We start from the raw sequence: 12,535 nt of genomic DNA, 5'->3' as shown, positions 1-12,535 counted from the left end.
TATGCGCATCCTCGTCAAAGGGGCCGGCGTTGCCGGCCTCGCCGTGGCCCACCAACTGCTTCGACGCGGCGCTGAGGTGACAATATCGGACCCCTGCCCGGATTTTAGCCGAGCCGCCTCGTGGCTTGCAGGCGGCATGCTGGCACCTTGGTGCGAACGGGAAAGCGCCGATGAGGCGTTGCTGGAACGCGGGCGCGATTCGGCCGATCGATGGGAAGCGATCCTGCCCGGCAAGATTGTCCGCAACGGGACGCTTGTCGTCGCGCCCAACCGCGACCAAAGCGAGGTGAAACGCTTCGCCAGCCGCACGACCGGCTATCGTTGGGTCGACGAACACGACATCGCCACCCTCGAACCGTCGCTCGCCGGTCGCTTCCGGCATAGCCTGTTCTTTCCGCAGGAAGCACACCTCCATCCCCGGGAGATATTGCAGTCATTGAAGGACGATCTCCTGGCAAGGGGCGTCGCCTTCGACCACGGGGTAGCGGATGGTGCCGAATTCGAAGCGATCATCGACTGCACGGGAGCTGCCCGCATCGGTCAAGACCGGCCGCTGCGGGGTGTTCGTGGCGAGATGCTCTGCCTGCAGACGCACGAGGTCACCCTTGCAAGGCCTGTGCGCCTGCTGCATCCGCGTTTTCCCGTCTATATCGTGCCGCGCGGCGACGGCCTGTTCATGGTCGGCGCGACAATGATCGAAACGGAATTTCAAGGGCCGATCACGGCCCGCTCGCTGATGGAGCTGCTGAACGCCGCCTACGCGTTGCATCCAGCCTTTGCCGATGCCGCCGTCGTCGAAACCGGCGCCGGCATTCGCCCTGCCTTTCCCGACAATCTGCCACGGGTAACGCGGGAGGACCGAACCGTCCTGATCAACGGCCTTTATCGCCATGGCTTCCTGCTGGCGCCGGCGATGGCTGTCGAAGCAGCAGATCTCGTCTTTTCCGGACACAACAACGACAGGAACCGCCCATGCGCCTGATCATCAATGGCGAAGCTCAAATCGTCGAGGCCGCCACACTTTCGCAGCTTCTGGCCGCCCTCGACTATGAGGGGGAATGGCTGGCAACGGCCATCAACGGCGAACTCATCCACCGCGAGGAGCGCGACGACCACAGGCTCGCCGACAATGACAGGATCGAGATCCTCACGCCGATGCAGGGAGGCTGACCCATGCTCGACCTTTACGGAACCAAGATTGCGTCCCACCTCCTTCTCGGCACGGCACGCTACCCTTCTCCCGCCGTGCTGGCGGACGCGGTGCGGCGCTCCCAAACCGAAATCGTGACGGTCTCGTTGCGCCGGGAAGCGGCCGGCGGCCGCAACGGCGGTGCATTCTTCGACGTGATCCGCGAACTTGGCGTCCATGTTCTTCCCAATACCGCCGGATGCCATGGAGTTTCGGAAGCGGTCCTGACCGCGAAGATGGCGCGCGAGGTGTTTCGAACCAACTGGATCAAGCTCGAAGTGATCGGCAACCACGATACGCTGCAGCCCGATGTCTTCGCGCTGGTGGAGGCGGCCCGGATTCTTGCGGGCGAAGGCTTCGAGGTCTTTCCCTATACGACGGACGATCTTGTCGTCGCCGAACGGCTTCTGGCCGCCGGATGCAAGGTCCTGATGCCCTGGTGCGCACCGATCGGATCGGCGGCAGGTCCGCTCAACCTTTCCGCACTTCGCTCCATGAGGGCGCATTTTCCGGATGTGCCGCTCATCGTGGATGCCGGCATCGGCCGGCCGTCCCATGCGGTCGCCGTCATGGAACTCGGCTTTGATGCCGTGCTTCTCAACACGGCCGTTGCCGGTGCCAGCAATCCGGCGTCGATGGCGGAAGCTTTCGCAAAGGCGATCGATGCCGGCAGACAGGGATTTGCCGCGGGCATGCTGGAGCCGCGCGATATGGCCGTGCCGTCTACGCCCCTCATCGGAAGGGCGGTTTTCCCATGACTCTCGATCCCTTCTACCTGATCGTCGATAGCGCCGCCTGGATCCGGAGGCTGGTGCCGCTCGGCGTCAAGCTGGTGCAGCTGCGCATCAAGGACCGTACGCCGCCGGAGATCCGCATGGAGATAAATGCTTCGAAGGCAGTTTGTGCTGCTCACGGATGCCAGTTGATCGTCAACGACTACTGGCAACTCGCAATCGAGGAGGATTGCGATTTCATCCATCTCGGTCAGGAAGATCTTGCTTCGGCGGACCTCTGCGCCATTCGCCGGGCCGGATTGAGGTTCGGGCTATCGACGCACGATGAAGCGGAATTGGCGACCGCGCTTGCGGCCGAGCCAGACTACATAGCGCTCGGCCCCATCTATCCGACCATTCTCAAAGCCATGCCGTGGGCGCCGCAGGGTCTGGAACGTATCGGCCAATGGAAAGCGCGTGTTGGCGACATGCCGCTGGTCGCGATTGGCGGACTGACCGTCGAACGTCTGGGCGCCGTATTCGGGCACGGGGCCGACATCGCCGCCGTCGTGACCGACATCACTCGCAATACCGACCCCGAATCGCGGACGCGCGAATGGCTCAAGGCAACGCGACCTCCGTCTGGCTGATGAAATCAGGCGCTATATCGTGCACCTTGGGCTGCATTCCGGACCTGCTGCCCGATGAATGGCACATTCATAAAATATTCAGCTGAACATAATCATGCTTAAGACGTTGATTAAATGACTCGCGCATTCGCTGAGCATGAACGACTGCTTTGGAGGTAGTCATGATAAAGAAAACAGTTCTTACGGTTTTGTTGGCCGCGACGGTGGTAGGTGGCGCACTGGCGCCCGCCAGCTTCGCGCAGGCACAACAATATGACGGCCGCCCGCCCTATCGCGGCGACTGGCGCGGCCACGACGACTGGCGTCGTCATCACCACCATGGCAATGGCGGGGTTATCGCCGGCGGCGTCGCCGCTGGCCTCATCGGCGGCCTGATCGGCGGCGCTATAGCCAATGGCGGCGGCGGCCCGGTCTATGCCGCACCTCCGCCGCCCCCGCCCAGATGCTGGTTCGAGAACCGCGCGGTTCAAAACCAGTATGACGATGGCTGGCACTACGAGCGCATTCGCGTTTGTAACTAGGATGCCGGGCGAGTTCGTCCTAGTCGGACGATCCGCCTCTTAAACGATTTGGAATTGCCGGCAGCCGCAGACTGCCGGCGATTTTTTTAGCGACCACGCCGTCGAATTATAACCCGTGCGTGCGGGGATAGGCGTTGCGTTCAGGGAAAACGTAGCCGGCAAGACGTTCGGGCGACGGACGCCAGATTTCCACCCTCAGCGGATAGCAAGGCACCGTATCGCTCGAATGTTCGCTGCCGCAATCGCCACCCGGGCAGGCCGAAAGAGCGCCAAGGAGATCGATCTCCGCAAAAAATTCGATGAAATCGCCCGGCCTTACAGGACTTGCCTTCATGAAATACTGATGTGTGTCCTGCGTGAAGCCGGTGCACATGAAGACGTTCAGCACATCATGAACGTGAAACTCCGCCTCCTGGACCGGAATGTTCATTTCTTTTGCAAGGGCGCGCGACAGATTGGAGTGGCAGCACTGGTGATAGTCGTCCCCCTTCAGCAGCCTATTGGTGTAGGGGTCGCAGCGTGTGCCGATCACGTCATGAACGCCGGCTCCGTCCGCATCCCAACCGTACCAGCCGAGCGTATCGTGCGTGATCGTCGCCATCGGCCGAAGATAGGGCAAGATACTCCAAAGCCGATCGCCGATACCGACATGGGTTGCGTGCAGTGCGCGGGTCTTGCCGCTGAAAAACCGTTCCGAAAGGTCTTTGGCGTTCCACAGATTGAGGTCGCCGACCTGCGAGCCCTCGACGCTGACGATGCGAAAGAAATGCCCCTTCGGCACCCGGAAGCTGCCACCCTCGCGCGGCGGCACGATGACTTCGTCTACCTTGGCCATGCCCTGCCGGGCTGCATGAAGCAGATCCATATCAGCGGGCTGCAGCGTTCCATTCGGATAGACCACGACCGGCGGCTTGCGGCGCCGCTCCTCGGCATCGGCCGGAGCCGGCATATCAAAGAGGCTGTTCATGAGGACTTTACATTCCTTAACGAGTTGGAAGCGAGCCATGCGGCCTTCCAGCAATGTAAGGATATGGGACAGGCGCACAACATCGATTATCCTTGCTCTTTGGCTAAGCCTTGCTTAGCCTTGAGCGATGCAACACCTTCCGCTTGCCTCGCTGCGCGCCTTTGAGGCCGCCGCCCGTCACGAGAGCTTTGTCAAGGCGGCAGCCGAACTCAATCTGACGGCAGCCGCCATAAGCCAGCATGTGCGTGCCGTGGAGAGTTGGCTGGGCGTGGCATTGTTCAACCGCCAGGCGCGAGGCGTCACAGCGACGACGGCGGGCCGCGAATTCGGGGCGGCAGTTACAGCCAGTCTGGGACATATCGAAATCGCCGCGCGGCAAGTACGGCTCGATAGCCCCGACCGACCCGTCAGCGTGGCATGTATTGCCTCGGTCGCCACGCGCTGGCTGATACCCCGCCTGCCCGTCTTCCACAAAGACCATCCCGATATCCGCATCAACATCGTCTACGCGCTGGATGCACGCACACCCGAAGCAGCGGGCGTCGATCTTCTGATCCGCCACGGACAGAGACCGGCGGCGAACGCCGTTTCGCTTTTGTCTGCCGAGACACGGCCGACCTGTTCGGCGGAATACGAACGCCGTCACGGTCCGCTGCATCAACCCGCCGATCTTGCTGCTGCCGATCTCCTGCAGGACGAAACGATGGCGTCCTGGGCAAGATGGTTCGCGCTGGCGGGTGTTTCCCGACCGGCAAATGCAGGGCCGATCTTTGCCGATTTCAGCTTGATGATCGGATCGGTCATCGGCGGCCAGGGCATCGGTCTCTGCCCGACATCCCTGATTGCCGAGGAAATGGCGAATGGCACGCTGGTTACTCTGTTCGACACGCCATTGGATACCGACAAGTCATATTGGCTGCTTCAGGCCAGCCGCCTTTCCCGCGAGGCGGAGATATTTCGCGACTGGCTGATTTCCGTCAGCAAGTAGGCTGTGAGGCCCGCGATCTGCGAGGGACCAGGCGGTGCGCGACCGGCAGGCCGCCTGGCTGCGATGGATATCCTCTCCGCCGTTTTCGGCGAAACATTGCCACGGCCGTTCGGCACGCGCCCGACCGTTACAGCGCCCATGCCTGCCGCAGCAGCCACGGTCTTCAACACCACCTTGGTCACACCCCTCACCCTCCCGTGCGATGATCCGATCTGATCAAAGTCTCACGTGGGCGACAGGAACTCGTTCCTCAGCCGAAGCGGGCAACCAGAAAGTCGATGACACTGCGCAACATCGCCGTCGGGCGCCGATCCGGCGCATAGACCAGATGCATCGGCGTCGGCTTGTAAGACCATTGCGGCAACACCGGCTCCAGCCGGCCGGCATCGAGATCGGCGGCAAGCAGCAACTCCGGCTGCAGCGCGATGCCGGCCCCATGCAACGCCGCAACGCGCAGCGCTGCGCCCTGGTTCGCGGTGAACCTGCCTTTTATCGCGACCTCTCGGGTCTCTCCCTCCGGGCCGACGAGATGCCAGCGCCCCTGCAAGCGCCAATAGGAATGGCCGAGGCACATGTGATCGACGAGATCCTCCGGGGCCTGCGGTCTGCCGCAGCGATCGAGATAGTCCGGCGAAGCCGCAAGAATGCGTCGATAGGGTTTTAGCGGACGCGCCACGAGGTTGGTGTCCGTCAGGACGCCGATATGGATGCCGAGTTCGTAGCCCTCGCCGATCAGATCATGCGGATTGTTGTCGAGCGCCAGATCGACGCTGACGTCGAGATTCCGGTGGAGATAGTCGACAAGCGCCGGCACGAGGCTTTGCGTTCCGAAACTGACGGGCGCGACGAGCCGCAAGCGTCCGCGCGGGGCCGATTGCAATTCCGATGCGGATTGCTCGGCAAGCTCCACCTCCGCCAGTACCGTCTTGCAGCGTTCGTAGTAGAGCTTGCCGACCTCGGTCAGCTGGTGACGGCGTGTCGTGCGGTGAAGCAGGCGTGCGCCCAGCCGCTGTTCGATCGTCCTGACATGTTTGGCGACCATGGTGGACGACACATCGCTGATGTCGGCGGCGGCGGCGAAGCTGCCCTGCTCAACCACTCTGACGAACATCGCCATGCCGGCCAACTTGTCCACGATTACCTACCCGCAAGTTCGGAATGAAACAAATGCGAGCGTATTTATCACCTGACGGTTTTGCAAGATAGTCCGTCGCGCCGAACATCCGGCAACATACCTCAAGGAGACATCATGCCCATCTTGCGCTTGGAAATGCATCCTGGCCGCACTCTGGATCAGAAGCGCGCCTTCGTTCGCGAAGCGACCAGGGCCGCCGTGGAAACACTCGCCTGCCCGCCGGAATCGGTGGAAATCGTGATTACCGAAATCTCGAAGGAGTCATGGGCAACGGCGGGCAAACTGAAATCGGATAGCTGAGGCAACCCGACTTCATGATCGCGGCCTGGCGGTCCCTATCCGATCGTCAGGCCTCGTCCGGCAGGAGGCCTTGCCGCCCCCAGGCCTCCGCCCGATCCATCAGCCGCGCCATCTCCTGCTTGAGAGCGTGGGAGCGGATGATATCGGCGGCATGGTTCTGATTGGTGCGCGGATTGTAAAACACACCGATCTCCTCGCCGCTCTCTCGCCTTGCCACCTCCAGGCGCGACTTCACCTCTTCGACTTCGGCCTTCACCGCAAAGTACCGCTTCATGACCTCGACAAGGTCGTGGTCGCTGACATTGGTCTCCATGCGTACTCCATCATGCTCATTTTAGCGTTTCGCAATGATCTGATTCGGTTGGCGAAATCTAGGCGGCGCGATGAAGTGAGGCATATGACCGGCGCTCAGAGGCGTTGATTGACGTTTTCATGTCACATCGACACTAGGACCAGCTTTCCTTGACCGACTGCATCACCACATTGGTCGATGTGCTGGCAACGAAAGGCAGGCTGGATATCTTTTCGCCAAGAACGATGCGATAGCGGCGGATATCGGAGGTCCGCACCTTCAAAAGATAATCGAAACGGCCCGCGATCATGTGGCATTCTTCGATCTCCTTTATCTTCTTGACCGCGTTGTTGAAGCTGAGCAAAGCTTCCTCGCGCGTATCCGTCAATTTCACCTCGGCAAAGGCAACGTGATCCAGGCCAAGCTTGATCGGATTGAGTATGGCTTTGAAGCCGTCAATGTAACCGGAATCGATCAGCTTCTTCAGGCGTGCCTGGCATGGCGTCTTGGAAAGGCCGACCCGCTCCGAAAGTTCCGTGATCGACATGCGTCCGTCCTCGACCAGTGCGTCGAGGATCTTTTGATCGAACTGGTCAATTTCACTGGATTTGGTCATTCTTGGAGGCATTCCTATTTGAAGTAAGCAATATTGAAGTTCAATATGACTGGAAAGCCGCAGTTTCAAGGCGGAACGCTTTTCTGGAATGCAGTATGTTCTGATCGAAGCAACGGGAGGGCTGCGGGTGGCGATGTCGCCGACATCCGCTCAAGCCATCGGGACCCTTGCACCTTGAGGTTATCATGACTGTCTCTGCCAAACTTGCCACTGAAGAACCGGCTCCGGACTCTGCCCCATTTTCACATTTCGCGCCGCCCATCCGTGAACAAAGCCAGCTCCGCCAGGCAATCACCGCCGCCTACAGGCGCCCCGAGACGGAATGCCTTCCCTTCCTGATCGAGGCTGCCACTTTGCCGGAAGCCACTCGCGAGGCTGCAAAGAAGACGGCCAGGACCCTGATCGAAGCTTTGCGCGCCAAGCACAAGGGCGACGGGGTCGAAGGCCTGGTGCAGGAATACTCCCTCTCAAGCCAGGAAGGCGTCGCACTGATGTGCCTCGCCGAAGCCCTTCTGCGCATTCCCGACACCGCCACGCGCGACGCGTTGATCCGCGACAAGATCGCCGGCGGCGACTGGAGGTCGCATCTCGGCGGCGGCCGCTCGATGTTCGTCAATGCCGCCACCTGGGGATTGGTCGTGACGGGCAAGCTGACATCGACGGTCAATGAAGGCGGGCTGTCCGCCTCGCTGACAAGACTGATCGCGCGCTGCGGCGAACCTGTCATCCGTCGCGGCGTCGACATGGCCATGCGCATGATGGGCGAGCAGTTCGTCACCGGCGAGACGATCGACGAAGCCTTGCGGCGGGCCCGTGCGCTCGAGGCAAAGGGCTTCCGCTATTCCTACGACATGCTCGGAGAAGCCGCGACGACGCATGCCGATGCCGAGCGCTACTATCGCGACTATGAAAATGCCATCCATGCGATCGGCAAGGCATCGGCCGGCCGCGGCATCTATGAGGGGCCGGGCATCTCGATCAAGCTTTCAGCACTGCATCCGCGCTACTCGCGTTCGCAGACGGAAAGGGTGATGAGCGAGCTTCTGCCGAAGGTGAAGGCGCTGGCGCTCCTTTCCAAGAGCTATAATATCGGCCTCAATATCGACGCCGAAGAGGCCGACCGGCTGGAACTGTCGCTCGATCTCCTGGAAGAACTTTGCCTCGATCCCGATCTCTCCGGCTGGGATGGCATCGGCTTCGTCGTGCAGGCCTATGGCAAGCGTTGCCCCTTCGTCCTCGACTTTATCATCGATCTTGCCCGCCGCTCCGGACACCGCCTGATGGTCCGCCTCGTCAAGGGTGCCTACTGGGACGCCGAGATCAAGCGCGCGCAGCTGGACGGCCTGGAAGGCTTCCCCGTCTACACCCGCAAGATCTATACCGATGTCTCCTACGTAGCCTGCGCCAAAAAGCTGCTTTCGGCGACCGATGTGGTCTTCCCGCAATTCGCCACCCACAATGCACAGACGCTTGCCACGATTTACGAAATGGCCGGACGCGATTTTTCCGTCGGCAAGTATGAATTCCAATGCCTGCACGGCATGGGCGAACCACTCTATGAAGAGGTCGTCGGCGCTCAGAATCTCGGCCGGCCCTGCCGCATCTATGCGCCCGTCGGCACCCACGAGACGCTGCTCGCCTACCTCGTCCGCCGCTTGCTGGAGAATGGCGCCAACTCGTCCTTCGTCAACAAGATCGCCGATCCTGATGTGCCCGTGTCCGAGCTGATCGCCGATCCGGTCGAGCGCGTGCGCGCAATGTCCGTCGTCGGCGCGCAGCATGACAAGATCGTTCTGCCCACGGACCTGTTCGGCAATGCACGGCAAAACTCCGGCGGCATCGATCTCTCCAACGAGACCGCGCTCTCCGATCTGTCCGCGCAATTGCAGGCCTCCGCAGCCACGGATTGGATCGCAAAGCCGCTGCTCGCAGACGGCTCCGAACGCGGAACGGCCCGCGCGGTCCTCAACCCCGCCGACCACACCGACGTCGTTGGACACGTCACGGAACTCGAACCGCAGGATGCGCCCGATGTCATGCGGCTTGCGGCTGCGGCTTCCGAGCGCTGGGCAGCCGTGAGCCCGGACGAGCGCGCCACCATCCTGGAGCGCGCTGCCGATCTCATGCAGGGCGACTTGCCCGTTCTCGTCGGCCTGACCATCCGCGAGGCTGGCAAATCGGCCGCAAACGCCGTCGGCGAAATCAGGGAAGCGATCGACTTCCTTCGCTACTACGCCACGCAGGCGCGCACGGTGCTGTCGCCTGGAAGCGTTCCGCTCGGTCCGGTCGTCTGCATCAGCCCGTGGAATTTCCCCCTGGCGATCTTCACCGGCCAGGTTGCTGCCGCGCTGGTCGCCGGCAATCCCGTCGTCGCAAAGCCTGCCGGTAACACGCCCCTGATTGCGGCGCAGGGCATCCGCATTCTGCATGAAGCCGGCGTCCCGCACGACGTCCTGCAGTTCGCACCCGGCAGCGGCAGAATGGGTGCAGCACTCGTCGGCGCGCCCGAAACCGCTGGCGTCATGTTCACCGGCTCGACGGAGGTCGCCCGCCTGATCCAGGCGCAGCTTGCAGAACGGCTCTCCAAATTCGGCAAGCCAATCCCCCTGATCGCCGAAACCGGGGGCCAGAACGGCATGATCGTCGACTCCTCGGCCCTTGCCGAACAGGTTGTCGGCGATGTGATCGCCTCGGCCTTCGACAGCGCCGGACAGCGTTGCTCGGCTTTGCGCGTCCTTTGCCTGCAGGAAGAAGTGGCGGATCGCACCCTGACGATGCTGCGGGGCGCGCTTCGCGAACTGTCGGTCGGCAAGACCGATCGGCTTGCGGTCGATATCGGCCCGGTCATCGACGACAATGCCAAGCGCGGCATCGATGAGCATGTCGAGCGCATGCGCAAGCTCGGATGCAATGTCGAGCAGCTCGACCTTCCCGCGAGCGCCGCCAAAGGCACTTTCGTCGCTCCGACCATCATCGAGCTGAAGAAGCTGAGCGACCTCAAGCGAGAGGTGTTCGGTCCCGTTCTCCATATCATGCGCTATCAGCGCAAGGGGTTGGACAAGCTCATCAATGAAATCAACGCATCCGGTTATGGCCTGACCTTCGGCCTGCATACCCGGCTTGACGATACGATCGCCCATGTCACTGAGCGCGTGCGCGCCGGCAATCTCTACGTCAACCGCAACATCATCGGCGCGGTCGTCGGCGTCCAGCCCTTCGGTGGCCGGGGCCTGTCCGGCACTGGCCCGAAGGCGGGCGGCCCGATGTATCTGCGCCGCCTGGTCGCCTCTTCGACCGAACCATTGCGCGACGCTTCGGTACAAGGCGATCCGGCTGCCGAGCAGTTCATCGCCTGGCTCGAAAGCAAGGGGTCTGCGGACGCGGCAAAGCAGGCGCGTGCCGTCGCCGCCCAATCGTCTCTGGGCTTCAATACCGAGCTTCAAGGCCCGGTCGGTGAATTGAACCTTTACGCGCTGCATCCACGCGGCAGGATCTTGCTTGCTCCGCAGACGGCGCTCGGCCTGCATGTCCAGATCGCCGCCGGGTTGGCGACAGGCAATTCGATCGTCATCGATGCCGCGTCGGGCTTGCAGGGCGAGCTTCACGGCCTGCCTGCGCAGATCGCCAAGCGCATCTCCTGGACGAAAGACTGGGAAGGGGATGGCCCATTTGCCGGCGCGCTCATCGAGGGCAATGCCGAGCGCGTGCAAACGGCGATCAGGACGATTTCGGCAATCCCCGGCCCGCTCGTTCTCACCCAGGCGGCGTCGAGCGAGGAAATTGCCAGGAGCGCCGATGCCTATTGCCTGAACTGGCTGCTGGAAGAGGTGACAACCTCGATCAACACCGCAGCAGCCGGCGGCAATGCCAGCCTGATGACGATCGGATAACATCGGACGCGATCTGATATTCATGCGATGGCCGGCCCCGAAGGGGGCCGGCCATCGTATTTCCTGCGGAAGGCCCGGAGAGCCATGGGGATCCTCGGACCTCGCGCCGATCACGCAGCCCGATTGTCGGATTGTCCAGCCGGGAGAGCACGCGCCACAGCGCTTAGAAGATCGGTCTGAGAGATCAGGCCGAGGATCTTCAATTCCGCGTCTATAATGATGACGGCATGCGTGTGGCCATCGGTCAACACCGGAAGCAGGCTCAATGCCTTGTCCCCGGCTGACGCAGTCGCTGCTGGAGATATATGATCCTTGAACGAAACGGATGCGTGCGCAAGTTCGCGCAAGCCCAAGGTCCCGATTAATCGACCGTCATCGCTCCTCACCGGAAGTGTGCGAATATTGTGCTTCAGGAGAAGGGCCCGGGCGTCTTCCGTCGTGCCGCTTTCCTCGATCGAAATGACGTCTTGTGACATGATGTCCCGGCACAGGATCTTGCCGTTGGAGCGGACAAGCGATTCAAACTCGACCTGTCGCAACAATCTGCCAAGATCACCGCGGTCGATATCGAACGATTCATCAAGGTTGACGAGCGCGGCATCGATATCCTGCTCATTGAAGCCGACACGCCGATCCGACGGCAGGTCGGTGGTTCCATGCAGATTGGCTGCAACCGGCGCCGCAACATGCGGATAGGACCGCCACGATAATTTGTGGAACGCAATGCCCAAAGCGACGAGGACGCAGGAGTTCAGGGCAACCGGGATCAACGGAAAGAGCAAGCCCCAATGCGCCACGGCCGGACCGCCGAGCACGGCGGTCAGCGCCGCAGCCCCACCTGGCGGATGGAGGCTGCGGGTAAACGACATTGCCGCGATCGCCAATGAAACGCCGACACCGATGGCAATGACCGGATCATGGACCACATGGGCGGCAAACACGCCCATGAGCGCTGAAATCGTGTTGCCTCCGATGATCGACCAAGGTTGGGCAAGCGGGCTGGCGGGCACGGCAAACAGCAGCACCGCGGAGGCGCCCATGGGCGCCACAATGAGCGGAAGATCGATACCGTCTCCGAAAAAATACCCGCCGATCATGCCGGTTACGGCGATACTGATCAACGCTCCAAGGCAGGCCAAAAGCCGTTCCCGCAAGGTGGCTCCGGCCAGAATGGGCGTGAAGAGCCGAAAACGCGCGCTGGCTGGTTTCGATTGCGGATCCAGTGATGACATAGCAGAACCTGTAAATGTACCCGTCTCGAATGAGGGCTGTTG

General features: G+C 61.7%; 13 protein-coding genes. 8 read left to right on the top strand and 5 right to left on the bottom strand.

The features are described 5' to 3' along the window. Position 1 precedes the first annotated feature (1 nt). The 5 genes from thiO (at position 2) to GR212_RS20300 (ending at position 3,073) form a co-directional block, all read left to right on the top strand. Positions 2–982 carry a glycine oxidase ThiO gene (gene thiO, locus GR212_RS20320; protein WP_163988743.1) on the top strand — a complete coding sequence of 327 codons (981 nt, stop codon included), beginning with the start codon at positions 2–4 and terminating at the stop codon, positions 980–982. Then, complete coding sequence (gene thiS, locus GR212_RS20315; RefSeq protein ID WP_163988741.1) at positions 973–1,170, top strand: sulfur carrier protein ThiS; 198 nt, start codon at positions 973–975, stop codon at positions 1,168–1,170. Before thiO ends, thiS begins: the two co-directional genes overlap by 10 nt. Before the next feature lie 3 nt (positions 1,171–1,173). Further along, positions 1,174–1,947: a thiazole synthase gene (locus GR212_RS20310; RefSeq protein WP_163988739.1), complete on the top strand. Its 774-nt coding sequence runs from the start codon at positions 1,174–1,176 to the stop codon at positions 1,945–1,947. Then, complete coding sequence (locus GR212_RS20305) at positions 1,944–2,552, top strand: thiamine phosphate synthase (protein WP_163988737.1); 609 nt, start codon at positions 1,944–1,946, stop codon at positions 2,550–2,552. Before GR212_RS20310 ends, GR212_RS20305 begins: the two co-directional genes overlap by 4 nt. Positions 2,553–2,713: 161 nt before the next feature. Further along, on the top strand, positions 2,714–3,073 hold the full coding sequence (locus GR212_RS20300; RefSeq protein ID WP_163988735.1) for a hypothetical protein: 360 nt from the start codon (positions 2,714–2,716) through the stop codon (positions 3,071–3,073). A 106-nt stretch (positions 3,074–3,179) separates the two neighbouring features. Here GR212_RS20300 and GR212_RS20295 read toward each other — a convergent pair whose 3' ends face one another. Further along, complete coding sequence (locus GR212_RS20295) at positions 3,180–4,040, bottom strand: urea carboxylase-associated family protein (protein WP_163988733.1); 861 nt, start codon at positions 4,038–4,040, stop codon at positions 3,180–3,182. Between the two features lie 127 nt (positions 4,041–4,167). Here GR212_RS20295 and GR212_RS20290 point away from each other — a divergent pair, with 127 nt between their 5' ends. Continuing rightward, entirely contained in the window at positions 4,168–5,028 is an 861-nt protein-coding gene (locus GR212_RS20290) for a LysR substrate-binding domain-containing protein (RefSeq protein WP_163988730.1), read from the top strand. A gap of 250 nt (positions 5,029–5,278) precedes the next feature. Here the strand turns inward: GR212_RS20290 and GR212_RS20280 are convergent, their stop codons facing one another. Beyond that, positions 5,279–6,163, bottom strand: coding sequence for a LysR substrate-binding domain-containing protein (locus GR212_RS20280; RefSeq protein ID WP_163988726.1), 885 nt, complete (start codon positions 6,161–6,163; stop codon positions 5,279–5,281). A 96-nt stretch (positions 6,164–6,259) separates the two neighbouring features. On the opposite strand from GR212_RS20280, the gene GR212_RS20275 reads away from it, so the two are divergent. Then, positions 6,260–6,463, top strand: coding sequence for a 4-oxalocrotonate tautomerase (locus tag GR212_RS20275; protein ID WP_348643492.1), 204 nt, complete (start codon positions 6,260–6,262; stop codon positions 6,461–6,463). 46 nt (positions 6,464–6,509) lie between these two features. Here GR212_RS20275 and GR212_RS20270 read toward each other — a convergent pair whose 3' ends face one another. Both GR212_RS20270 and GR212_RS20265 read right to left on the bottom strand, forming a co-directional pair. Further along, the gene (locus tag GR212_RS20270; protein ID WP_163988724.1) at positions 6,510–6,776 is read right to left on the bottom strand and encodes a hypothetical protein; all 267 of its coding nucleotides are present in this window, start codon (positions 6,774–6,776) and stop codon (positions 6,510–6,512) included. A gap of 133 nt (positions 6,777–6,909) precedes the next feature. Next, a complete protein-coding gene (locus tag GR212_RS20265; RefSeq protein ID WP_163988722.1) occupies positions 6,910–7,371 on the bottom strand; it encodes an Lrp/AsnC family transcriptional regulator in 462 nt (153 codons plus the stop codon). 185 nt (positions 7,372–7,556) lie between these two features. On the opposite strand from GR212_RS20265, the gene putA reads away from it, so the two are divergent. Then, positions 7,557–11,261, top strand: coding sequence for a trifunctional transcriptional regulator/proline dehydrogenase/L-glutamate gamma-semialdehyde dehydrogenase (putA, locus tag GR212_RS20260; RefSeq protein WP_163988720.1), 3,705 nt, complete (start codon positions 7,557–7,559; stop codon positions 11,259–11,261). A 110-nt stretch (positions 11,262–11,371) separates the two neighbouring features. Here the strand turns inward: putA and GR212_RS20255 are convergent, their stop codons facing one another. After that, positions 11,372–12,493 (bottom strand): HPP family protein, encoded by a 1,122-nt coding sequence (locus GR212_RS20255; protein ID WP_163988718.1) that lies wholly within the window; start codon positions 12,491–12,493, stop codon positions 11,372–11,374. Positions 12,494–12,535: the final 42 nt, after the last annotated feature.

The organism is Martinezella lusitana, assembly GCF_010668395.1.
GTDB classification, from domain to species: Bacteria; Pseudomonadota; Alphaproteobacteria; order Rhizobiales; family Rhizobiaceae; genus Rhizobium; species Rhizobium lusitanum_A.
Note: the sequence above shows the minus strand (reverse complement) of the source record. Positions and strands in the feature narration are given on the sequence as shown.

Excerpts from the sequence above, each read along its gene's own strand:
- GR212_RS20270 (WP_163988724.1), bottom strand. The coding sequence starts at position 6,776 with ATGGAGACCAATGTCAGCGACCACGACCTTGTCGAGGTCATGAAGCGG.
- GR212_RS20265 (WP_163988722.1), bottom strand. The coding sequence starts at position 7,371 with ATGACCAAATCCAGTGAAATTGACCAGTTCGATCAAAAGATCCTCGAC.
- putA (WP_163988720.1), top strand. The coding sequence starts at position 7,557 with ATGACTGTCTCTGCCAAACTTGCCACTGAAGAACCGGCTCCGGACTCT.
- GR212_RS20310 (WP_163988739.1), top strand. The coding sequence starts at position 1,174 with ATGCTCGACCTTTACGGAACCAAGATTGCGTCCCACCTCCTTCTCGGC.
- GR212_RS20255 (WP_163988718.1), bottom strand. The coding sequence starts at position 12,493 with ATGTCATCACTGGATCCGCAATCGAAACCAGCCAGCGCGCGTTTTCGG.
- GR212_RS20295 (WP_163988733.1), bottom strand. The coding sequence starts at position 4,040 with ATGAACAGCCTCTTTGATATGCCGGCTCCGGCCGATGCCGAGGAGCGG.
- GR212_RS20300 (WP_163988735.1), top strand. The coding sequence starts at position 2,714 with ATGATAAAGAAAACAGTTCTTACGGTTTTGTTGGCCGCGACGGTGGTA.
- thiS (WP_163988741.1), top strand. The coding sequence starts at position 973 with ATGCGCCTGATCATCAATGGCGAAGCTCAAATCGTCGAGGCCGCCACA.
- GR212_RS20290 (WP_163988730.1), top strand. The coding sequence starts at position 4,168 with ATGCAACACCTTCCGCTTGCCTCGCTGCGCGCCTTTGAGGCCGCCGCC.
- thiO (WP_163988743.1), top strand. The coding sequence starts at position 2 with ATGCGCATCCTCGTCAAAGGGGCCGGCGTTGCCGGCCTCGCCGTGGCC.
- GR212_RS20305 (WP_163988737.1), top strand. The coding sequence starts at position 1,944 with ATGACTCTCGATCCCTTCTACCTGATCGTCGATAGCGCCGCCTGGATC.